The sequence below is a fragment of the Saccharopolyspora elongata genome, from assembly GCF_004348985.1.
GTDB classification, from domain to species: Bacteria; Actinomycetota; Actinomycetes; order Mycobacteriales; family Pseudonocardiaceae; genus Saccharopolyspora; species Saccharopolyspora elongata.
On the sequence record NZ_SMKW01000018.1, the window covers coordinates 38436 to 60804 of the forward strand.

The 22369-nt window shown below is 70.5% G+C and carries 13 protein-coding genes; 11 read left to right on the forward strand and 2 right to left on the reverse strand.

Translation table 11 applies throughout. The features are described 5' to 3' along the window. Window positions 1-64: 64 nt before the first annotated feature. Both E1288_RS15645 and E1288_RS47960 read right to left on the reverse strand, forming a co-directional pair. On the reverse strand, window positions 65-949 hold the full coding sequence (locus E1288_RS15645) for an ArsR/SmtB family transcription factor (protein ID WP_132485677.1): 885 nt from the start codon (window positions 947-949) through the stop codon (window positions 65-67). Between the two features lie 512 nt (window positions 950-1461). Continuing rightward, a complete protein-coding gene (locus E1288_RS47960; protein WP_132485679.1) occupies window positions 1462-1695 on the reverse strand; it encodes a hypothetical protein in 234 nt (77 codons plus the stop codon). 301 nt (window positions 1696-1996) lie between these two features. On the opposite strand from E1288_RS47960, the gene E1288_RS15655 reads away from it, so the two are divergent. The 11 genes from E1288_RS15655 to E1288_RS15705 all read left to right on the forward strand — a co-directional run bounded on the left by E1288_RS15655 (window position 1997) and on the right by E1288_RS15705 (window position 22205). Continuing rightward, entirely contained in the window at window positions 1997-2782 is a 786-nt protein-coding gene (locus tag E1288_RS15655) for a thioesterase II family protein (protein WP_132485681.1), read from the forward strand. 10 nt (window positions 2783-2792) lie between these two features. Continuing rightward, the gene (gene ccrA / locus E1288_RS15660; protein WP_132485683.1) at window positions 2793-4058 is read left to right on the forward strand and encodes a crotonyl-CoA carboxylase/reductase; all 1266 of its coding nucleotides are present in this window, start codon (window positions 2793-2795) and stop codon (window positions 4056-4058) included. 643 nt (window positions 4059-4701) lie between these two features. After that, window positions 4702-9969 (forward strand): type I polyketide synthase, encoded by a 5268-nt coding sequence (locus E1288_RS15665; protein WP_132485685.1) that lies wholly within the window; start codon window positions 4702-4704, stop codon window positions 9967-9969. Window positions 9970-10008: 39 nt separating this feature from the next. Continuing rightward, on the forward strand, window positions 10009-15423 hold the full coding sequence (locus E1288_RS15670; RefSeq protein ID WP_132485687.1) for a type I polyketide synthase: 5415 nt from the start codon (window positions 10009-10011) through the stop codon (window positions 15421-15423). Beyond that, window positions 15420-16559: a cytochrome P450 family protein gene (locus E1288_RS15675; protein WP_132485689.1), complete on the forward strand. Its 1140-nt coding sequence runs from the start codon at window positions 15420-15422 to the stop codon at window positions 16557-16559. Before E1288_RS15670 ends, E1288_RS15675 begins: the two co-directional genes overlap by 4 nt. 55 nt (window positions 16560-16614) lie before the next feature. Next, the gene (locus E1288_RS15680) at window positions 16615-17283 is read left to right on the forward strand and encodes an O-methyltransferase (RefSeq protein WP_132485691.1); all 669 of its coding nucleotides are present in this window, start codon (window positions 16615-16617) and stop codon (window positions 17281-17283) included. 121 nt (window positions 17284-17404) lie between these two features. Then, window positions 17405-18271, forward strand: a complete 867-nt coding sequence (locus E1288_RS15685; protein ID WP_268951836.1) for a 3-hydroxyacyl-CoA dehydrogenase family protein — start codon at window positions 17405-17407, stop codon at window positions 18269-18271. After that, entirely contained in the window at window positions 18268-18555 is a 288-nt protein-coding gene (locus E1288_RS15690; RefSeq protein ID WP_132485693.1) for an acyl carrier protein, read from the forward strand. The genes E1288_RS15685 and E1288_RS15690 overlap by 4 nt, the downstream gene beginning before the upstream one ends. Beyond that, window positions 18545-19657 (forward strand): acyl-CoA dehydrogenase family protein, encoded by a 1113-nt coding sequence (locus tag E1288_RS15695; protein ID WP_132485695.1) that lies wholly within the window; start codon window positions 18545-18547, stop codon window positions 19655-19657. The genes E1288_RS15690 and E1288_RS15695 overlap by 11 nt, the downstream gene beginning before the upstream one ends. Before the next feature lie 17 nt (window positions 19658-19674). Next, window positions 19675-20754, forward strand: coding sequence for an HAD-IIIC family phosphatase (locus E1288_RS15700; protein ID WP_132485697.1), 1080 nt, complete (start codon window positions 19675-19677; stop codon window positions 20752-20754). A gap of 152 nt (window positions 20755-20906) precedes the next feature. Beyond that, entirely contained in the window at window positions 20907-22205 is a 1299-nt protein-coding gene (locus tag E1288_RS15705; RefSeq protein ID WP_132485699.1) for a cytochrome P450, read from the forward strand. Window positions 22206-22369 lie beyond the last annotated feature (164 nt).

Genomic DNA, 22369 nt, shown 5'->3' on the forward strand with positions numbered 1-22369 from the left:
GGCCCGTTCGGCGGGCGCCACCACTCGGGGCGCTCGTCGAGAGGACCCGTGCCTGCCGCCCGCCTTACCCGGCCGAGTCGGCGAGGTACGGCAACCGCCTGGGCCCCGGACGGCTGACTCCCCGGTGATCACCCGGCGCGACCGCGCCGGGCTGGTCATTGGTGCCGACGAGTTCCCGCCCGAGCGGGGTGAGGCTGTGCAGGACCGCCTTGCCCAGCCGGGTCGAAGTGATCAGACCGGCCTCGCGCAGGATGGTGGTGTGCTGGCTGGCGGAAGCCAGCGACGCGTCGATCTGCCGGGCGAGACCGGAGGTCGAACTGGGCGTCTGCAACGCCAGCAGGACCTGCGCGCGCGTGTGCCCGAGCAGGGCGGCCAGCCGCTTCGACGCGTTCTCCCTGCCACCGCCGGGGCGCACGCCGTTCGTCGCCTTGTGAGCGGGGTAGACGAGCACGGGCGGGAGCCCCGGGTCGATGAAGGTGATCGGGTTGCCGAAGCAGAAGTACGACGGGATCAGCGTCAGGCCGCGGCCGTCGAGGTGCAGCGTCCGGTTCTCCGGGTAGTTCGTCTCCAGGACTGGCCAGCGCCATTTGATGGGGGCCGGGAGCGAGTTGAACAGCTTCTCGGCGCCCCCGGTCGTGAGGTGACGTGTCCGCAGCGCGTGGTCTTCGGTGACCTGGTGGTGGACCTTCGGCCAGTGCGGGCGGATGGCGGTGTTGAAATAGTCCCGGAGCGTGTCGCAGAGCTTGTTGAGCGCGGCCCGGTCGCCGTTGGACAGCTTGCGGATCCAAGGCGGCGCGCTCTGCCGCGCGAACGCCGCGGAAAGGTCGTTGCTGAGTCGGGTCTGCCCGGCGGACAGGATGCTTTCGAGGCCGGCCTCGAAGTCCGGCCCGGCGGTGACCGGGGTGAGGAAGTCCGGGAAGTTCCCCTTGACGGGAACCAGCGAGGACACGAGATGCATTCGGGTGGATAAGCCCGTGTCGCGTAACCTGTGTCGCGTCCAGCCCCGCCACGCGAGTTGCGTCGGCCAGGTGACGTGTCCGCGGAGGACGTGCAAGCTGAGCGCGAGTTCCCACATCGGATCGGGCTGTTCCGCCACGCGGGTGCGGAGGACATCTTTGGGGGTGAAATAGATTCTCAGCATAACGATACTCCAACATGGTGATCAACTACCAAGGTAGATCCATTCGTAGTAATGCGATTCCTTTCATTGATCAGGTCGCGGGAGTCCATTCGGCACAGTTCACGGCTTTGTTGACTCCTGTAGGAGTTTCGCGGTTTCGGGCGTGGAACGGTTGCCGGATTGTTGGGTCGCCTGGCGATGGGAATAAGTGTGAATGAAATTGGGAAGCGTCGTCGGCGTTTCTGTGATAAGGTGTGTCCCGCGGTGCTTCGGAATGGGGAAAGCAGTGGGGTAGTTGTATTGAAAAAGGAAATACCTGATCACCCTGCTGGCGGTTGAATTCAGGCGGTGATTCCGCGCGGCGGCGGCGAGCCGCTCGCCGACCGGTCTACCACGGCCCACGCCCCGAACGTCTTCGGCCGCTCGCCGGCCGGGAAGACCTGCGCCAAGATCGCCAGGGTGGCGGGCATGACCAGCGCGGCGCTCGCCCTCATTACCCCGCGCATCGCCGCGGATGCCCCGCCGCCGAGGGTGTGGCCGGGCCGTTGCCACCCCGCTTCCAAAGTGGATGGCACGTCGGCGACCCTGGACGCTCCGGCTGACGATCGATGCCGAATCCCGTTGTGGTCCTGGGGAAAACAGCCGTGCTCGCGCTGGTCGGCAGGTGCGCGGTGGAACCTGTGGCAGCTTGTGGCCGCAAGCTTGTGCGGCGGATCGCGTTCCTCCTAGCGTCGAGATGTGCCAGCGCCGGCGTCGCCGTGCGAGTTGGCCGCACCCCGCCGAGATCAGCAGCCCCGCGAAGACGACCACGCCCGGCAGGTGGGTAGTCGCCGGGTCGAAGTCCGCCGTGATGGCCGAACTGGGAGGCACCAACGCATGAGCACGGCCGTGACCGAAGGTGGCGAATGGATCCGGTGCTTCGACGCGGAATCCGGCGGTGCCACCAGGTTGATCTGCTTTCCGCACGCGGGCGGCTCGGCGTCGTTCTTCCGGCCCCTCTCGATGCGGTTGGCGCCGGAGGTCGACGTGCTGGCCATCCAGTACCCCGGGCGGCAGGACCGCTACCGAGAGCCGGTGATCACCGAGATCGGCGAGCTGGCCGATCGGATCGCGACCGAACTGGCGGCGCTGCCGGGCCCGCCGCCGGTCTACCTCGGCCACAGCATGGGCGCGGTGCTCGCCTTCGAGGTGGCGCAGCGCCTGGAAGCACGCGATCGCAACGGCCCACGGGCGTTGCTGCTCTCCGGACGGCGGGCGCCGTCGAAGAAGTACGTCGAGCGGAACGTGCACCTCAAACCCGACGACGACGTCATCGCGGAGCTGAAGTTGCTGAGCGGAACATCCCCGGACCTGCTGGGCGATGACGAGATGCTCCGCCTGGTGCTGCCCGCCATCCGCGGCGACTTCCAGGCGGTCGAGACCTACCTGGCCGATCCGGAGTCGGTGGTGGGGTGCCCGATCACGGCCCTCGTCGGCGACGCCGACCCGCTCACCACGGTCGACGAGGCGCGTGCCTGGGGCAGGCACACGAGCGCCGCGTTCGAGGCGAAGGTCTTCGCCGGCGGCCACTTCTACCTGGCAGAGCGCCAACCCGAGGTGATCGAGGAGATCAGGAAGCAACTACGACACCTGTCGGCCCCGGCCGACGCGAGTGGCAATTGAGGAGAAGGCCATGACGAAGTCGCTCTACGAGATCGGCGAGGTGCCTCCGCTGGGCGAGGTCCCCGAGCGGATGTACGCGTCGGTGATCCGCCAGGACCGGTTCGGACCGCCGAAGCAGGCGTTCCAGATCGAGGTCGTCGACGTGCCACGGGTGGGCCCCGGCGAGGTCCTGGTGTACGTGATGGCGGCCGGGATCAACTACAACAACGTGTGGGCGGCGCTGGGCATACCGTTGGACGTCATCGGCATGCGGCAGCGCCTCGGGCAGCCGGAGGACTTCCACATCGGCGGCACCGACGGCGCGGGTGTGGTGTGGGCGGTCGGCGAGGGCGTGCGGCACGTCAAGGTCGGCGACCACGTGGTGCTCTCCGGCGGGCAGTACGACGAGAAGGACGAGGACATCCGGTTGGGCGCGGACGTGGCGACGTCCAACAGCGGTCGTGCGTGGGGGTACGAGACCAACTACGGTTCCTTCGCGCAGTTCTGCTTGGTCAACGACTACCAGTGCCACCCGAAGCCCAAGGACGTGTCGTGGGAGGAGTCCGCCAGCTTCATGCTCTGCGGCTCCACCGCCTACCGGCAGCTCTTCGGCTGGCACGGCAACACGGTGCAGCCCGGTGACCCGGTGCTGATCTGGGGCGGGGCCGGCGGCCTGGGCTCCATGGCCATCCAGCTGGTCAAGATGGCCGGTGGGGTCCCGATCGCGGTCGTCTCCGACGAGGCCCGCGGCGAGTACTGCCTCGAGCTCGGCGCGAAGGGCGTCATCAACCGGCACGAGTTCGACCACTGGGGCCGGTTGCCCGCGGTGGACGACGTCGAGGGCATGACCAAGTTCCTGCGGGGCGCGCGGGCCATGGGCAAGAAGATCTGGGAGATCCTCGGGGAGCGGAAGTCACCGCGGATCGTGTTCGAGCACAGCGGGCAGGACACCCTGCCCACCTCCATGTACCTGTGCGACAGCGGCGGCATGGTGGTGATCTGCGGCGGCACGACCGGCTACAACGGCGACATCGACCTCCGGCACCTGTGGATGCGCTCCAAGCGGCTGCAGGGTTCGCACGGCGCGAACGCCCGCCAGTTCCGCGACGTCGTCAGGCTGGTCGATGCGGGCCTGCTCAACCCGTGCCTGTCCACCTGCGAGACCTTCGAGGACATCGGCTCCCTCCACCAGTTGCTGTTCGACAACGCGCACCCGATGGGAAACATGGCCGTGCTCATCAACGCCCTGGAGCGCGGCACGAACACGATCGACCTGCCGGCCGCGGACGCGGCCTGAGCGCTGGGGCCGAGCGCGGGTGCACGCGCACCGGTGCGCCCGCGTGATCCCGATTTCGTTGTGCAGCAATGAGGTTTTTCCAACCTCGTTTTGGGTGGCGGTGCGGGTGGCGGAACCTCAGAGGCTCCCTGGTCTGTGGGTGCCCTGATTTATGTATGTCCAATACACGGCGTCAGGGCCGTCCTCGCCCAGGAGTGCCCCAGGGGCACGGGCGCAGTGAACCCGCGGCGGTGCGAGTGTCGTAGGTGGGTTATGCGCCTGCGGCGCATGCGACAGCCCATCGACGTGCGGCTTTGCGACCCGGGGCTGCGGGCCGACCAGGATGAAAAACGCTCAATGATTCTTCCGAACTGGAGGCGAGTCGTGCCGTCGCGCTGTGGCAGCTTGTGGCCGTCTTCCTTGTGCACCGGATCGGGCCGGACGTAGCGTCCCGTTTCGCCGACCTCGGCAACTCGCACACGTTGGAGGAGGCGCGACCGCAGCGGCGAGGAAGTCGTGCGTTGCAGCGGAAATCCTCGCGTTCCCGGCCGGTTCTTCGTGGCACTTCCCCGAATTCGGGGTGAGCTCGCAGGAACTGGCGTGCCGGCGGTGCGCCCCCATGGATCCACCGAACGTCCCCGAGCCCACTAGTGGAAGGTATCTGGTGAACACTCAGTCGGCGGCCGTGGCCGAGTTGCGGGACCTGCTGGCCGGGGAGACCGGCGATCGCCAGGACAGGATTCTGCTGAACCTGGTGCGAGCGCAGGTCGTCTCCGTGCTAGGCGGCGGTCTGCCCTCGCGGATCGCCGAGAGCAAGCCCTTCCGGGACATGGGGATCAAGCGGGAGGCGAGGGAGGAGCTGCGGCAGGAGCTTTCGCGGGCCACCGGAATCGCCCTGCCGCCGACCTTGCTCTTCGACCACCCCAACCCGATGTCGGTCGCCCGCTACCTGCGCGAGCGCATCACCGGCCGGTCGGGAGCGGAGTCCTCCGCCACGGCGCACGCAGAGGTGCGGTTGGACGAGCCGATCGCGATCGTGGGGATGGCGTGCCGGTACGGGGGTGGCGTGTCGTCGCCGGAGGACTTGTGGGAGTTGGTCGCCGGCGGCCGTGATGCGGTGGCGGGGTTTCCGGTGGATCGGGGTTGGGACCTGGAGGGTCTTTACGACCCGGACCCCGACCACGCAGGCAAGTCGTACACCCGCGCGGGGGTTTTCCTCGACGGCATAGCCGGATTCGACGCCGCGTTCTTCGGCATCTCGCCCCGGGAGGCCGCGGTGATGGATCCGCAGCAGCGGCTGCTCCTGGAGACGACCTGGGAGGCGCTGGAACGGGCCGGAATCGACCCGACGAGCCTCGGCGGAACCAGCACCGGCGTGTTCGTCGGCACCAACTACCAGGACTACCGGTACGCCTTCGACGAGATCCCGGCGAGCAGCGAAGGCTATGTGATCACCGGGAACGCGGCCAGCGTGAAGTCCGGCCGGTTGGCGTACGTGCTGGGGCTGCACGGGCCGGCCGTCACGGTCGACACGGCGTGCTCGTCGTCGTTGGTGGCGTTGCACCAGGCGTGCCAGGCGTTGCGGTTGGGCGAGTGCGACCTCGCGATCACCGGCGGCGCATCGGTGCTTTCGACGCCCGAGGGTTTCGTCGAGTTCTCCCGCAAGCGCGTCCTTTCCGTCGACGGCCGGTGCAAGGCGTTCGCGGAGTCGGCGGACGGCACGGGCTGGGGTGAGGGCGTCGGCGTGCTCTTGGTCGAGCGCTTGTCGGATGCGGTGCGGCATGGCCGGAAGGTGCTGGCGGTCGTCCGCGGCAGCGCGGTGAGCCAGAACGGTGCGTCGAATGGTTTGACGGCGCCGAACGGCCCGTCGCAGGAGCGCGTGATTCGGGCGGCGCTCGCAAGCGGGGGCCTGTCGACGTCGGATGTTGATGCGGTGGAGGCGCACGGGACTGGAACTCGGCTGGGAGATCCGATCGAGGCGGGGGCGTTGCTGGCGACCTACGGCGAGGGCCGCTCGTCGGAGCGGCCTTTGTGGTTGGGGTCGGTGAAGTCGAACATCGCGCACACGCAGGCCGCTTCGGGTGTTGCCGGTGTGATCAAGATGGTCATGGCCATGGAGAACGGCTTGCTGCCGAAGACCTTGCACGTGGACGAACCATCGTCCCATGTGGACTGGTCCTCGGGTGCGTTGCGGTTGTTGGTGGCGGAGCGTCCGTGGCCGGAGACCGGCCGCCCTCGCCGCGCGGCGGTGTCATCGTTCGGAGTCAGCGGCACCAACAGCCACGTCATCTTGGAACAAGCCCCCGCCCAAGCCGAGGAGGCCGCCGGCGAGGCGCTCCCCGCGGTGCCGTGGGTGCTGTCCGGCCGGACCGAGGACGCACTGCGCCAGCAGGCGGCGCGGCTGCTGGCGCGGGTCGAGCGGGACCCGGAACTGGACCTGGCGGACCTGGGTGCCGCTCTGGTGCGGAACCGATCGACCTTCGAGCACCGGGCGGTCGTCGTCGGGACGGAACGCGCGGACCTGCTCGCCGGGCTGGCGGCGCTCGCCGATGGCGAGCCGGCGCCCCAGGTGGTCCGCGGCGTCGCCGGTGACATCGACACAGCGCCGGTGTTCGTGTTCCCCGGACAAGGGTCGCACTGGGTGGGGATGGGCCGGGAACTGCTCGATTCTTCGCCGGTGTTCGCGGAATGGATGGACAAGTGCGGCGCGGCGCTGCGGCCCTGGGTGGACTGGGACCTGACCGACGTGCTGGACGACCAGGAGGCGCTGGCGCGGGTCGACGTGGTCCAGCCGGTGCTGTGGTCGGTGATGGTGTCGCTGGCTCAGGTGTGGCGCTCGCACGGCGTCGAGCCGGGCGCGGTGGTCGGGCACTCGCAGGGCGAGGTAGCCGCCGCATGCGTGGCCGGTGCGCTTTCGCTGGAGGACGGCGCGCGCGTGGTGGCCTTGCGCAGCCAGGCGCTGGCGCGGCTCGCCGGGAAGGGCGGGATGGTGTCGGTGATGGCGCCGGCCGACCGGGTGCGCGACATGATCGCCCGGTGGGGGGATCGCCTCGCCATAGCGGCGGTCAACGGCCCGGCGTCGGTCTCCGTCTCCGGCGACGACGGCGCGCTGACCGAGCTGGAGCGCGAGCTGTCCGCGCAGCGCGTGGTGCGCTGGCGCGTGCCCGGAGTCGACTTCACGGCCCATTCGCAGCACGTCGAGGCCCTGGCCGGAGAACTGGAACGCGCCCTGGCGCCGACGGAACCGACGCCCGCGCGAATCCCCTTCTTCTCCACGGTGGAAGTCGACTGGCTCGACGGCCCGGAGCTCGACGGCGGCTACTGGTACCGGAACTTGCGTCGCCAGGTCCGGTTCGGCGATGCCGTCGAGGCGCTGGCCGAACGGGGGCATGCCGCATTCGTCGAGATCAGCCCGCACTCCGTGTTGACGGCGGCGGTGGAGCAGACCCTCGACGGCATGGGCGATCAGCTCTTCGTCGCCGCCACCCTCCAGCGCGACAGGGGCGATCTGAGCCACCTGTACCGCTCCATGGCCGAAGCCTTCGTCGTCGGCATCCCGGTGGACTGGGAGCCACCGTTCGCGGGATCCGCCCGTCGCGACGTGGACCTACCGACGTACCCCTTCCAGCGGCAGCGGTACTGGCCCGAGAAGCAGCCAGCGCCCGGACCCACGCCGGTGAGCAGCGGGTCATCGGCAGAGCAGCGGTTCTGGACCGTGGTCGAGGGCGAGGACGTCGCGGCGTTGGCGGCGACGCTGGGAGTTGAGGCGAGTGGGACGCTGCAGGACGTGCTGCCGGCGCTGGCCGCCTGGCGCCGCCGGGACTGCGAAGCCTCGGCGCTGGACGACCTGCGCTACCGAATCACTTGGGAGCCAACCGAATTCGAGACCCGCCGACTGTCGGGGACGTGGCTCGCGCTGACCCCCGAAGGCGACGCCGACGAGAAGTGGGCGACCGCGGTGCTGGACGGTCTGGCCGACCGCGGCGCCGTCGTGCTGCCGTTCGGGATGCCTGCCGGGATGCGGCGCGGCGAACTGCTCGACCGGCTCCGCGCCACGCTTGCCGACGCCGGGCTGCGGCCGTCGGACGTTTCCGGAGTGGTGTCGCTGCTCGCGTTGGACGAGACCGCCGACCCGGAGCACCCGGGTATCCCTGCGGGAACCACCGGGACGCTGGCGCTCATCCAGGCCCTCGGCGACGCGGAGGTGGGCGCACCGCTCTGGCTGCTGACGCGGGGAGCGGTCTCCACCGGCGCCTCGGATCCGCTGGTCCGCCCGCTGCAGGCGTTGACCTGGGGCCTGGGCCGGGTCGTCGGCCTGGAACACCCCGAGCGGTGGGGAGGATTGGTCGACCTACCGCAGGAACCGGACGACGGCGTGCTCGGGCAGCTGGCCGGGGTGCTGGGCGCGGCCGACGACGAGGACCACATCGCGATCCGCGACTCGGGGGCGTTCGTGCGCCGCCTGACCCGGGCCCGGCTCGGCGAGCGGACCGGAACTCGTGCCTGGCGCCCCCGGCCGGGCGGAACCGTGCTGATCACGGGCGGCACCGGCGTGCAGGCCGGGCACGTCGCCCGCTGGCTCGCCCGCAGCGGTGCCGGTCACCTCGTGCTGCTCGGCCGCCGCGGCGATGCTGCGCCCGGCATGGCCGAGCGGGTCGCCGAACTGGAGGCGCTCGGCGCCGAGGTCACCGTGGTGGCCTGCGACGTGCGGGACCGGGAGGCGCTGCGCGGAGTACTGGCCGCGATCCCGGCGGAACGACCGCTGTCGGCGGTCGTGCACGCGGCCGGAATCGGCCGGTTGCAGTCGCTCCCCGACACGAGTCCTGCCGACTTCGCAGAGATCGCGGAGGCGAAGGCCGTTGGCGCGCGGCATCTGCACGAGCTGACCGAGGATCTGGACCTGGACGCGTTCGTCCTGTTCTCCGCGATCACCGCGACTTGGGGCGTCGGGCGCCACGGCAGCTACGGCGCGGCGAACACGTACTTGGAGGCGCTCGCGCAGCACCGCCGAGCTCGCGGCCTGCCCGCGACCGCGATCGCCTGGGGCGGCTGGGCCGGGGACGGTATGGCGGTCCGCGACGCCGCTGAGGACACCTTGCGTCGCCGCGGGCTTCCGTGGGGTGCGTGGGCCGAAGCCGGTTCGACGATGCAGGAAGCGGCGGACGAGACGCTGCGCCGCTGGGGCGTCCACGTCATGGCGCCGGAACTGCTGATCACGGCGCTGCAGCAGACTCTCGACGTCGACGAGACGCTGGTGACGATTGCGGACATGGATTGGGAGCGCTTCGTCACCGGCTTCACCCTGGCCCGCAGGCGCCCGCTGCTGGACGAGCTGCCGGAGGCGCGGCAGGCGATCGAGGCGATGAGCCGCACCGCCGCGGACGACGCCCGCGGCGGGGAGGAACCGGCGTCGCTGCCGCAACGGCTGGCGTCCGCCTCGCGGCACGAGCAAGACCGGCTGCTGCTGGATGCGGTCCGCACGCAGGTCGCCGCGGTGCTCGGGCATCCGTCGCCGGAGGCCGTGGACCCCGGGCAGACGTTCCTCGCCATGGGCCTGGACTCGGTGACCGCGGTGCAGCTGCGCAACGGACTCGGCGCCGTGATCGGCCAGCGGCTGCCGGCCACGGTGGTGTTCGACTACCCGACCACCACCGAGCTCGTGGCCTTCCTCCGCACCAGGCTCGTCAAGGACGACCCCGCCCCGGCCGTCAAGGCCCTGCTGGAGATCGACGGCCTGGAGAAGGCGCTGGCCGACGGCTCCTACGGCCCGGAGGAGCGCCGCGCGATCGCGGCGCGCCTCGTCGACCTGGCCGGGAGCCTGGGAGCCGCCGCTGCGGAGTCCGATGTGGACGGCAATGGGGTCCGTGACCTCGAATCCGCCGATATCGGCGAGATGTTCGACATCCTCGACAGCGAACTGGACACGCCCTGAGCTCGTGGATGCCCCGGCGGTCGGATAGGTGGAACTGACGTGACGGAAGACGCGAAGACCCTCGACTACATGAAGCGGGCTACCGCCGCGCTGCGCGATGCCCGCAAGCGCGTGCGCGAGCTGGAGGAGCGTTCTCGCGAGCCGATCGCGATCGTGGGGATGGCGTGCCGGTACGGGGGTGGCGTGTCGTCGCCGGAGGACTTGTGGGAGTTGGTCGCCGCCGGTCGTGATGGGGTGGCGGGGTTTCCGGTGGATCGGGGTTGGGACCTGGAGGGTCTTTACGACCCGGACCCCGACCGGCTCGGCAAGTCCTACGTCCGGCACGGGGCTTTCATGGACGACCCCGCCGGCTTCGATCCGGCGTTCTTTGGCATCTCACCGCGCGAGGCGCTGATGATGGACCCGCGGCAGCGACTGCTGCTGGAGACCACCTGGGAGGCGTTCGAAAGGGCCGCCATCGCGCCGACTTCGGCGCACGGCACGTCGACCGGTGTGTTCATCGGCGCTTCCGGGGACGACTACCTGGGCCTCCTCGACCGGGTGCCCGACGCCGACGAGGGGTATCTGCTGGCTGCCAACGGGCAGAGCGTCATGTCCGGCCGGTTGGCGTACGTGTTGGGGCTGCACGGGCCCGCGGTGACGCTGGACACGGCGTGCTCGTCGTCGTTGGTGGCGTTGCACCAGGCGTGCCAGGCGTTGCGGCTGGGCGAGTGCGACCTCGCCATCGCAGGGGGAGCGGCCGTGATCGTCTCACCCCGGATCTTCGTCGAGGGTTCGCGGCAGCGGAGCCTGGCCGCGGACGGCCGGTGCAAGGCGTTCGCGGAGTCGGCGGACGGCACCGGTTGGGGCGAGGGCGTCGGCGTGGTTCTGGTGGAGCGCCTGTCGGATGCGGTGCGGCATGGCCGGAAGGTGCTGGCTGTCGTCCGCGGCAGCGCGGTGAGCCAAGACGGCGCGACCAACGGTTTGACGGCGCCGAATGGCCCGTCGCAGGAGCGGGTGATTCGTGCGGCGTTGGCGAACGCGGGCTTGTCGGCGTCGGATGTCGATGCGGTCGAGGCGCACGGGACCGGGACTCGGTTGGGGGATCCGATCGAGGCCGGTGCGTTGCTGGCGACCTACGGCGAAGGGCACTCGCCGGAACGGCCGTTGTGGTTGGGGTCGGTGAAGTCGAACATCGCGCACACGCAGGCCGCTTCGGGCGTGGCCGGTGTGATCAAGATGGTCATGGCCCTGGAACGTGGTTTCCTGCCGAGGACGTTGCACGTGGACGAACCATCGTCCCATGTGGACTGGTCCTCGGGTGCGTTGCGGTTGCTGGTGGACGAGCGGGAGTGGCCGGAGACGGGCCGCCCCCGCCGCGCAGCGGTCTCGTCCATCGGCGGAGCCGGCACCAACGCCCACGTGATCCTGGAACAGGCCGAGGCCGAGACCAGTACGGCGGAACCCGCAGCTGTTCCGGCGGTGCCGTGGTTGCTGTCCGGCAAGGGCACGCCCGCATTGCGCGCACAGGCCGGAAACCTGCGGAGGTTCGCGGAGTCGGCCCCCGGCATCGGCAGCGAGGACCTGGGGCGGTCGTTGTTCCGGTCACGAGCGGCGTTGTCGCATCGCGCCGTGGTGGTCGGTCGGGACCGCGAACAGTTGCTCGCCGGTCTGGCCGCTGCCGAGCGCGACGAGCACTCCACGCAGGTCGTGGCGGGCGTCGCCCGGCAGCACATCGGCGCGCCGGTGTTCGTGTACCCGGGGCAGGGCGGGCAGTGGGCGGGCATGGGCATGGCGCTGCTGGACTCGTCCCCGGTGTTCGCGGCGGCGCTGCAGGAATGCGCGGACGCGTTCGCGCCGCTGGTGGGCTGGTCGGTAGTGGACGTGCTGCGCCAGCTGCCGGGAGCTCCGTCGCTGGACCGCGGCGAGGTCGTCCAGCCGGTGCTGTTCTCGGTGATGGTGGCGCTCACGCGCCTGTGGCAGTCCTACGGGGTGCAGCCCGCCGCCGTGCTCGGTCACTCGCAAGGCGAGGTCGCCGCCGCCCACATCGCCGGGGCGCTGACGCTGGAGGACTCGGCCAAGCTCATCGCGAAGCGATGCGAAGCACTGATGCCGTTGCACCGCAAGGGAACCATGGCGGCCATCGCGATGCCGGTCGGGGAACTGCGCCAGCGGCTGGAGAAGTACGGCGACCGGTTGTCCGTCGCCGCGGAGAACGGGCCGACCGCGCTCACCGTCTCCGGCGACCTGGACGCGATCGACGAACTGCTGGAAGAGCTGAAGGCCGCGGGCGTGCGCGCCCGCAGGATCCGGGCCGCCACCGGAGCCGGGCACTCGGCCCAGGTGGAGGCGCTGCGCGACGACCTGCTGGCCGCGTTCGACGGGATCTCCCCGGCGCGGGGGCAGATCCCGTTCTTCTCCACCGTGACCGGCGATGTCCTGGACACCACCGAGCTGGACGCCGACTACTGGTACCGCAACGCGCGCGAGACGGTCCGCTTCGAACCGGCCGTGCGCAGCCTGCTCGCCCGCGGGCACGAGGCGTTCGTCGAGATCAGCCCGCACCCGCTGCTCGCCGAAATGGTCCAGGCGATCGCCGATGCGGCGGAGGCCGAAGTGGTGGTGGGCGACACCCTGCACCGCGACGACGGTGACCTGGACCGGTTCTTCCTCGCCGCCGCCCAGATGCACGTCAACGGTGTGCACGTGGACTGGGAACCCGCCTTCGGCGACGGCGCCTCCCGGACGGTCGACCTGCCGACCTACCCGTTCCAGCGCAAGCGGTACTGGATGGAGTACGTCCCCCGGGGAGCGACCGGATCGCGCTCGGAGGACGCCGAATTCTGGGATCTGGTGGAGAAGGCGGACCTCCCCGCGATGGCCGCCGAGCTGAGCGCCGATGCCACCGCGCTCGAACCGGTCATCCCGCTGCTGTCCGCCTGGCGGCGGAAGCGCCGGGAGAGGTCCACACTGGACAACTGGCGGTACCGGACCGGTTTCGCCCGGGTGCCGGAAGCCACCGCGCCACAGCTCGACGGGACTTGGCTTCTCGTCGTTCCGGCCGGACTCGACGACGGCTGGAGGGCCGCATCGGCCCAGGCCCTCAGCGTGCACGGCGCGACGGTGCGCGCGGTGGAGTTGCCCGCCGACGCGGACCACGGCGTCGCGTTGGAGCGGTTGCGCGCGGCGATCGACGAACCACCGGTGGGCATACTCTCGCTGCTGGGGCTCGCATCCGGACCACACCCGGCGCTGCCCACCGGCCTGGTCGCCTCGATCGGCCTCGTGAGCGCGTTGGGTGAACTCGACGTCCAGGCGCCGCTGTGGTGCGCGACCAGCGGAGCCGTATCGACTTCGCCGACCGACGCGCCGCCCGATCCGGCGCAGGCCGAGCTGTGGGGTTTCGGCCGCGCAGTCGCGCAGGAACACCCCGTACGTTGGGGCGGGCTGATCGACCTTCCCGAAGCAGCGGACGAGTTCGCGATGCGGCGCCTGGCAGGCGTCCTCGCGGGACGGACCGAAGACCAGGTCGCGGTGCGCGCATCGGGCGTGTTCGGCTGCCGCCTCGTTCGCGCCCCGCTGGCCGACGCCCAGCCGAAGCGCACCTGGCAGCCGCGCGGCACGGTGCTGGTCACCGGCGCGATCGGCAACGACATCGGAGAGGGCCTGGTGAAGTTGCTGGCCGAATCCGGCGTCGAGCACCTCGTGCTGCAACGCCGCCCCGGGGACCCGGAACCCGAGGGGCTGGCCACCGGAGACCGGGTGAGCATCGTCGAATGCGACACGAGCGACCGGGAGGCGCTCTCCCGGCTGCTGGCGGGGATCGACCGGGAGCTCACCGCAGTGCTCCACGTCGCGCCCCCGAACGCCGGAGCGGAGCAGTCCTGTACGGGCCTGGCCTACGACCTGGCGGCCGCCACCAACCTCGACGAACTGCTCGCGGACCGGGAACTGGATGCTTTCGTGCTGCTGTCCTCGGCCGGTGCGGTCTGGGGCAGCGCGGGGCAGGCCCGAACCGGGGCGGTCGGAGCGTTCTTCGACGGGCTGGCCCGGCGACGCCGCGCACGCGGAGCGGTCGCGACCGCGGTGGCGCTGGACCGCGGACCCGACCTTCCCGCAGAGCTGGTGGTCGACGCGCTTCGCCAGGCGGTGGAGCACGAGGAGACGTCGCTGATCGTGTCGCCGGTCGACTGGACGCGGTTCTTCCCCGACTTCACCGCGTCCCGCCCGAGTCCGCTGCTCGCGGACCTACCGGACGTGCGGCGGCTGGGCCGGGGCGACGAGCCAGCGGACGCGTCGTCGCTCGTGGACGAGGTGTCCGGACTTCCGGAGGAGCAGCAGGAAGAAGCGCTCCTGGGCCTGGTCCGCGGCCAGATCGCCGCCGTCCTCAACTACACCGAGGCCGACGAAGTGGATCCGGCGCAGCGCTTCACCGAGCTGGGCCTGGATTCGCTGACCTCGGTCCAGTTGCGGAAGCGGCTCTCGGCGGCCACCGGCCTCAAACTGCCCACCAGCCTGGCCTTCGAACACCCCACACCGGCCGAGCTCGCCCGGTACCTGCGCACGGCGCTGACCGGCTCCCGCGAAAGCGGTCCGGCCGACATGATGGTCGAGCTCTACCGGCAGGCCTGCGAGAACGGCACGGCCATGGAGGCGATGCCGATGCTGGAGGCGGCCGCGAACCTGCGCCCCGGCGCCAGGAACCCGGAGGAGCTGCTGAACCGGCCCACCCCGCTACGCCTGGCGCGGGGACCGGAGCGGCCCGCGCTGATATGCCTGACCCCGTTCGTCACGCCGGCGGGCGCGCACCAGTTCGTGCGCCTCGCCGCCCCGTTCCGCGGCAAGCGGGACGTCTGGGTGCTGCCCCACCCCGGTTTCGGCCGTGGCGAACAGCTTCCCGAGAACATGGCGACGCTGGTCCGGCACCACGCGACGACAGTGCTGGAGTGCGCGGGCGACGAGCCGTTCGTGCTGCTCGGCTACTCCTCGGGCGGCTGGGTCGCGCAGGAGGTGGCGGCACACCTGGAGAGCATCTGCTCGCCGCCGCAGCGCCTGGTGCTGGTGGACGCCTACAGCCCCAACCTCCAGTACGCGCACCGGGTCTTCGACGAACTGATGGCGGCGAACTCGCGGCTCGTGCGGACGCTGAACGTCGGCAGCGAAGAACTCACAGCCATGAGCCGGTACCTGCAGCTGTTCGAGAAGTGGGAGGCGCGGCCGGCCGCGGTTCGGACCCTGTTGCTGCGGGCCCGGGAGCAGGTGTTCCTCGACGCGACGGGCGGCGAGAGCCCGGCACCTCCGGACGGTGTCGACGAGATCGTCGTCGTGCCCGGTGATCACGCCACCATGCTGCACGACCACGCCACCACGACCGCCGCCGCGCTGGAGACCTGGCTGGCCGATGACCTCGGGACAGCTGCAACGGCGTCCGGCGACCCATCGGTGCAGCCGCCGATGCGAGGAGGATCGTCATGAGGGACATCCCGGTTCGCCAGATGGTCATGTCGTCGGGGTTCCGGCCGTGGCTGATCACCGGCCACGCGGAGGTGCGCGCGGCGCTGGCCGACCAGCGGTTCGCGAAGGACTCGCACCGGGTCGCCGAAATGCTGGACCGGCACTCGCTGGCCGGCACCGACAGCCTGTTCGGGCAGTCGCTCCTGCACCACATGCTCAACACCGATCCGCCGGAGCACGGCAGGCTGCGTGGGCTGGTCAACAAGGCGTTCACCCCGCGCGCGGTCGAGCGCCTGCGGCCGCGGATCGAGGAGATCTGCGACGAGCTGCTGGACGCCTTGGGCGGGCGGCAGCACGTCGACCTGCTGGCGGTCTTCGCGGTTCCGCTGCCGATCAAGGTGATCTGCGAGCTCCTGGGTGTTCCACAGGAGGACCGGGAGGAGTTCCGGTCCTGGTCCAACGCGCTCGTCTCGGCGCTGCCGCGGGAAGTCGTGACGGAGGCGTCCAACGCGATGGCGGACTACCTGCACGGCTTGATCAAGGCAAAGGAACAGGACCCGGGCGAGGACATGCTCTCCGCGCTGGTCCACGCCCGGGACGGCGGTGATCGGCTGACCGCGGACGAGCTGGTCTCGATGGCGTGCCTGCTGCTGGCGGCCGGCCACGAAACCACGGTGAACCTGATCGGCAACGGCGTGCTCGCGCTGCTGACCCACCCGGACCAGCTCGCGTCGCTGCGGGACGACCCGACCCGGTTGCCCGGCGCCATCGAGGAGTTCCTCCGCTACGACAGCCCCATCAACCAGGCGACGCTGCGGTTCACGACCGAACCCGTGGAGATCGCCGGGGTGCGCATCCCGGAGGGCGAGTTCGTGATGCTCAACATCGACTCCGCCAACCACGACGCGCGGCGCTACGCGGACCCGGACGTCCTGGACATCGGCCGGGACGAGGGCGGCCACCTCGCCTTCGGGCATGGCATCCACTACTGCCTCGGCGCGCCGCTGGCCCGGCTGGAGGCGGAGATCGCGTTCACCAAGCTGCTGGGCAGGTACGGCCGGATCGACCTCGCGGTACCGGCCGAGCAGCTGGAGTGGCGGTTCAGCGTCGTGATGCGCGGACTCGAGCGACTCCCAGTCCGGCTCAGCCGGACGTAGCCGGAACTCGCTCCGGAGGCACGAGGCAGGCATCAGGCGGGAGGTTGCAGAAGACATGGCCGATCAAACCGGGTTCTCCCCGGAACTGCTCTCCTACGTCCGCGAGGTTTCGCTGCGGGAGGACGAGATCCTGCGCGAACTGCGCGACGAGACGGTGGCCTATCCGATGGGGAAGGTCATGCAGGTCATGCCCGAGGAAGGGCAGCTGCTCGCGTTCCTGGTCGGGCTGATCGGGGCCCGTTCCGTGTTGGAGGTCGGCACCTTCACCGGCTACAGCACGCTGTGCATGGCCCGGGCACTTCCCGCCGACGGGCGCCTGGTGACCTGCGACATCACCGACAGGTGGCCGGCGATCGGCGCCCCGTACTGGAAGCGCGCCGGTGTCGCCGACCGGATCGAGGTCCGCGTCGGTGATGCGCGGACGACGCTCGCCGGACTCATCGCCGAGGGCGGCGGGAACCGGACGGACCTGGTGTTCATCGACGCCGACAAGGCGAACTACCCGAGCTACTACGAGGACGCCCTCGCCCTGGTGCGTCCAGGCGGGCTGATCGTGCTGGACAACACGGTGTTCTTCGGCAGGGTCGTCGATCCGGCGGCCCAGGATCCGGACACGGCCGCGCTGCGCGAGCTCAACTCGCGCATCCGCGCCGACGACCGGGTCGACCTCGCGATGCTGACCATGGCGGACGGCATTTCCCTAGTCCGGAAGAAGGTGTCCTGATGCCCAGGCCCACCTCCGGCGGGCAGGAACGACTTGAGACGACAACCAGCCTCCCGTCCATCCGGCCGTCCGAACAGGACGGTCGGCGGCGGGTGGCCTCCACACTTCGATAGGAGATGCGGTGGAATTCGGTCCGGGAGAACACCGGCTCACCGTCCTGGGGGCGGGGGTGATGGGATCGAACATCACGACCCTGGCCATCGGGTACGGGCTGCCCGTGCACCTGGTAGACGTGGACCGGCCGACGCTGGATCAGGCGCGGGCGCGGATCGCCCGGCAGCTGCGGCACGCCCACCTGCTGGGCGCGCTGCCCGCCGACCAACCCGCCGGCGAACTGGTCACCAGCACGTCCGTCGCGGGCGCGGAAGGGGCGACCGCCGTCCTGGAAGCGGTCACCGAACTTCCCGACGTGAAGCGGAAGGTGCTGGCCGAGGTCGCGGCGGTGGTCCCGCCCGGAACACCCCTGGTGTCCAACACCTCGGGCATCCCCATAGACGAACTCGCCGAGGAGCTGCCGTGCCCCGAGCAGCTCGTCGGGACGCACTTCATGAACCCGACGTACCTGATCAAGATGGTGGAACTCGTCCGCGGCCCGCGCACCTCCGACGCGGCGGTCGCGGCGGTCGAGTCGCTGCTGGGCGCGCTCGACCGGACCCCGGTCGTCGTGCGGGACGATCCCGGGTTCGTCACCAGCCGGTTGCTGCACCCGATGATCAACCAGGCGGCGCGGATCGTGGAGCGCGGCACCGCCACGGTGGACGCGGTCGACACCTTGATGCAGGGCTGTCTCGGCCACCCGACCGGCCCGCTGCGGACCGCGGACCTGATCGGCTTGGACAACCTCGTGGATTCCCTCGCGGCGCTGTACGAGCGGACCGGCGAGCAGAGCTGCCGACCGTGCGACCTGCTGCTGGAGAAGGTGGCCAGCGGAGACCTGGGGCGCAAGACCGGCCAGGGCTTCTACGACTACGGAGAGGTGCTCTCATGACAACGGATCAATCGGTCGAGCAGGGTTCCCGCGCGGCGATCGAGCGCGAGCTGCTGTCGTTCCTGGAACAGCGGCTGAGGACGTCGGTGGCACCCGACCGGGACCTGTTCGCGGAGGGGCTGATCACGTCGCTGTTCGCGATGGAGCTGGTGGTCCAGCTGGAGCAGACCTTCGACGTGTCCATCGTCGGACCGGACCTGAAGATGGACAGCTTCCGCTCCGTCAACGCCATGGCGGACCTCGTCCACCGGCTCCAACGGGCCGCGCCCACCGATGGCGCCTGAGCGGCTCGCCGACGAACGCGCTCTGGTCGCGGCGCTCGTCGGCGACCAAGCCGATTCCTGGGACGTGGCGGGACTCCTGCCGGGAGAGGTGCTGCGCGAACTCGGCGACCGGGGCCTGCTGTGCCCCCAGGTCCCGACGGAGCACGGCGGCCTCGGCCTCGACAGCCTCGCCTGCGGGGAGTTCACCGCCCACGCGGGCAGCCTCTGCAGCTCGCTGCGCAGCGTGATGACCTCGCAGGGCATGGCGGCGTGGACCATCCAGCGACTCGGCGACGCCGACCAGCGCAGCACCTACCTCGCGCGCCTGACCGGCGGGGAGCTGGCTGCGGTCGGGTTCAGCGAACCGGAGGCGGGCAGCGACCTGTCTGCGATCGGCACCGAAATCCGCCAGGACGGCGACTCCGTCGTCGTGAGCGGGCAGAAGGTGTGGATGACCGCCGCGCACTACGCGGACCTGCTGGTGGTCTTCGGCCGCCACGGGGATGGCGCTGCCGCGGTCGTCGTGCCCGCCTCGGCACCCGGCGTGCACGTGGAGCGGATCGCGGAGCCGCTGGGTTGCCGCGCGGCAGGGCACGCAAACGTCCGCTTCGATTCCGTGCGGCTGCCGAGGAACAGCGTCCTCGGCGGCACCGGCCAGTCCCTCGCGCTGCTGGTCACGACGGCCCTCGCCTACGGCCGCATGTCGGTGGCCTGGGGCTGCGTCGGCATCCTGCGGGCTTGTCTGGCCGCGGCGAGCGGGCACGCCGCGTCGCGACGGCAGTTCGGCAAACCGCTGGCGGAGCACCAGCTGGTCGCCCGGCACCTCGCCGAGCTGCTGGTGGCCGAGCAGGTCGCGACGAGGGCGTGCGAACACGCGAGTCGCTGCTGGGATTCCGGTTCTCCGGACGCGGTCGTGTCCACAGTGCTCGCCAAGCACGTGAGCTCCGGCCAGGCCGTTGCGGGCGCCGCGTCGGCGGTGCAGGTCCTGGCCTCGGCGGGCGCGCGCGACGGGCACGTCGTGGCCCGCGCCTACCGCGACGCGAAGCTGATGGAGGTCATCGAAGGCAGCAGCGAGATCTGCCAGCTCATCTTGGCGCAGCACGCGCTGACCGCAGCACGATGAACGTTTCGGGAGTACCGATGGACGACAAGCAGACGCTGGTGAAATGCCTGGTCTGGGACCTGGACGAAACCCTGTGGCGGGGCACCCTGGTCGAGGACGGAAACGTGCGCTTGGCCGACGGGATCACCGCCGTCATCGAGGAGCTCGACTCCCGCGGCGTCCTGCAGGCGGTGGCCAGCAAGAACGATCACGACCTGGCGTGGACGCGGCTGGTGGAGCTGGGCGTGGCCGACTACTTCGTGCTTCCCCAGATCGGTTGGGGGCGCAAGTCGGATTCGGTTCGCCGCATCGCTGAGCGATTGAACTTCGCGCCCGGCACGATCGCCTTCATCGACGACCAGCCGGCCGAACGCGCGGAGGTCGCCTTCCACCTCCCCGAGGTCCGCTGCTACCCGGCCGACCAGGCGCTGGCCCTGCCGGGGCTGCCCGAGTTCAGCCCGCGGGCGGTGACGGTCGATTCCCGGCGGCGCAGGCAGCTGTACCAGGCGAACTTCCAGCGGGAGTCCGAACGGGAGTCCTTCGCCGGGCCCGACGAGGAGTTCCTGCGCACGCTGGGCCTCGAACTGCGCGTCGGCCGGGCGGACGACGAGGAGCTGTCGCGGGTCGAAGAGCTGACGCTGCGCACCAGCCAGATGAACGCCACCGGGGTGCACTACCCGGACGCCGTGCTGCGCGAGCTCTGCGCCGACCCGGCCCACGAGGTCCTGGTGGCCACGCTCACCGACCGCTTCGGCCCGCACGGCGCCATCGGCGTGCTGCTGCTGGAAACCCGCCCCGACCACTGGCACCTCAAGCTGCTGGCCACCTCGTGCCGGGTGGTCTCCTTCGGGGTGGGCACGGTTGTCCTGAACTGGTTGGTGGACCAGGCATTCCGGGCCGGCGTGCACCTCGTCGCCGACTTCCGGGCCACCGACCGGAACCGGATGATGGACATCGCCTACCGCTTCGCGGGCTTCACCGACGAGCGCTGCGAATGCAGCGCCGAACGGCCGGCGGAAGCCGGGGTCCAGCGGCTGCACCTGGTTCCGGAACCGCGAGCCTTGCCCGACACCATGCGCCTCGACGCCCCGGCCATCGGCCGCCCCCGCGTCCCGTAGCGAAGTGCCGCAATTTCCATTGAAATCGAAGGTCCGATTTCAATGGAAATTGCGGAGGACGGAGTCTGGACGGCTTCTGAGGTTCCGCTACTCCGTCACGCAGAACGAGTTCTCGAACAGGTTCTCATCCCAAGGATGACGGAGGTTCCACGATGTCCGGTCAGCAGTCCCGGGCCGACCAGAGCACGTTCGCCGAGCTCGGGCTCCGGGCGAGGCTGTTCGCCCAAGGGGCGCTGGCCTACCTGTTCGCCAAGGGCGGTGATTCCTTCGCCCGCCTGCTGCACTCCCCGTGGCGCGACGACCCGTACCCGATCTACGCGGCGATGCGGGCGCGGGGACCGCTGATCCGCAGCAAGCTCGGGCTGCTGATCTGCACCACCCACGAACTCTGCGAGGAAGTGCTGCGGGACCGGCGATTCGGCGTGCTCCGCAGCGACGGGTCCTACGGCGACCCCACCGCGGCCGCCGTCGACCTCCAGCTCTCGCTGCTCGAACTCGACCCGCCGGACCACACCCGGATCCGGCGCCTGGCCGCGCCGGAGCTGCGGCCGCGCCGCATGGAGAAGTACCGCCAGCGGATCGAGGACATCGCCAACGAACTGCTGGACGAGGCGATCGCGCGCGGCAGCTTCGACCTGGTCCGCGACTACGCCAGTCTGCTGCCGATCCGGGTGATCTGCGACCTGCTCGGGCTGTCCCAAGTGGACGCCGACCGGCTGGGGCACCACGGCCTGGTGGTGTCCGGCTCGTTGGACGGGGTCCGTTCGACCAAGCAGCTCCGGCAGATGCGGGAATCCCTGAACGAGCTGGACGCGATGTTCGCCAGGCTCATCGAGCAGCGCCGCGCGGACCCTGGCGACGACGTCGTGAGCAACCTGGTGACCGCGCTCGACGATGACAAGATCACCAGCACGGAGCTGGTGCAGCTGTGCAACCTGCTGCTGGTCGCCGGTTTCGAGACGACCGTCAGCATGGTCGGCAACGGCGCGAACGCGCTGCTGAACCACCCGGAGCAGTGGGACCTCCTGCGCGCCGACCCGAGCCTGGCACCGGCCGTGGTGGAGGAGGCGCTGCGCTGGGACCCGCCGGTGCAGATGACCGGCCGGATCGCGCACGAGCCGCTCGAGCTCGCCGGCCGCCGGCTGCGCAAGGACACGCCGGTGCTGGTGCTGCTGGCCTCGGCCGGCCGGGACCCGGCGAAGCACGAGGATCCCGACCGCTTCGACATCACCCGGGAGGTCCAGGGCGAGCACCTGGCCTTCTCCTCGGGCAGCCACTACTGCCTCGGCGCCCCGCTGGCGCGGATCGAGGGGGAGGTCGCGTTCCGCTGCCTGGCCACCCGGGTGCCCGATCTGCGCCGCGCCGGACCCGCGGTGCGCCGCCCGACGTCGGTCGTCCGCGGCCTGGCGTCCTTCCCGGCGTTCCCGGGCAAGACCGCTCAGCGCGCCTGAACCGCCCCGCCAGGCATCCGAGCGGTGCCCTCCGAGCTGGTCCAGCGGCTGTGCACATGGCATGCCGTACCCATCGCCGGGACCTCCCCGTTGAACCATGACAGGCTGGCACAGCGCTCAACTCCTCACCGGGCCAGCGCTGCGTCGGGACATGATCCTTCTGG

Coding starts and splice junctions, on each gene's coding strand:
- E1288_RS15690 (WP_132485693.1), top strand. CDS start 18,268: ATGACAACGGATCAATCGGTCGAGCAGGGTTCCCGCGCGGCGATCGAG.
- E1288_RS15705 (WP_132485699.1), top strand. CDS start 20,907: ATGTCCGGTCAGCAGTCCCGGGCCGACCAGAGCACGTTCGCCGAGCTC.
- E1288_RS15700 (WP_132485697.1), top strand. CDS start 19,675: ATGGACGACAAGCAGACGCTGGTGAAATGCCTGGTCTGGGACCTGGAC.
- E1288_RS15655 (WP_132485681.1), top strand. CDS start 1,997: ATGAGCACGGCCGTGACCGAAGGTGGCGAATGGATCCGGTGCTTCGAC.
- E1288_RS15695 (WP_132485695.1), top strand. CDS start 18,545: ATGGCGCCTGAGCGGCTCGCCGACGAACGCGCTCTGGTCGCGGCGCTC.
- E1288_RS15680 (WP_132485691.1), top strand. CDS start 16,615: ATGGCCGATCAAACCGGGTTCTCCCCGGAACTGCTCTCCTACGTCCGC.
- E1288_RS15675 (WP_132485689.1), top strand. CDS start 15,420: ATGAGGGACATCCCGGTTCGCCAGATGGTCATGTCGTCGGGGTTCCGG.
- ccrA (WP_132485683.1), top strand. CDS start 2,793: ATGACGAAGTCGCTCTACGAGATCGGCGAGGTGCCTCCGCTGGGCGAG.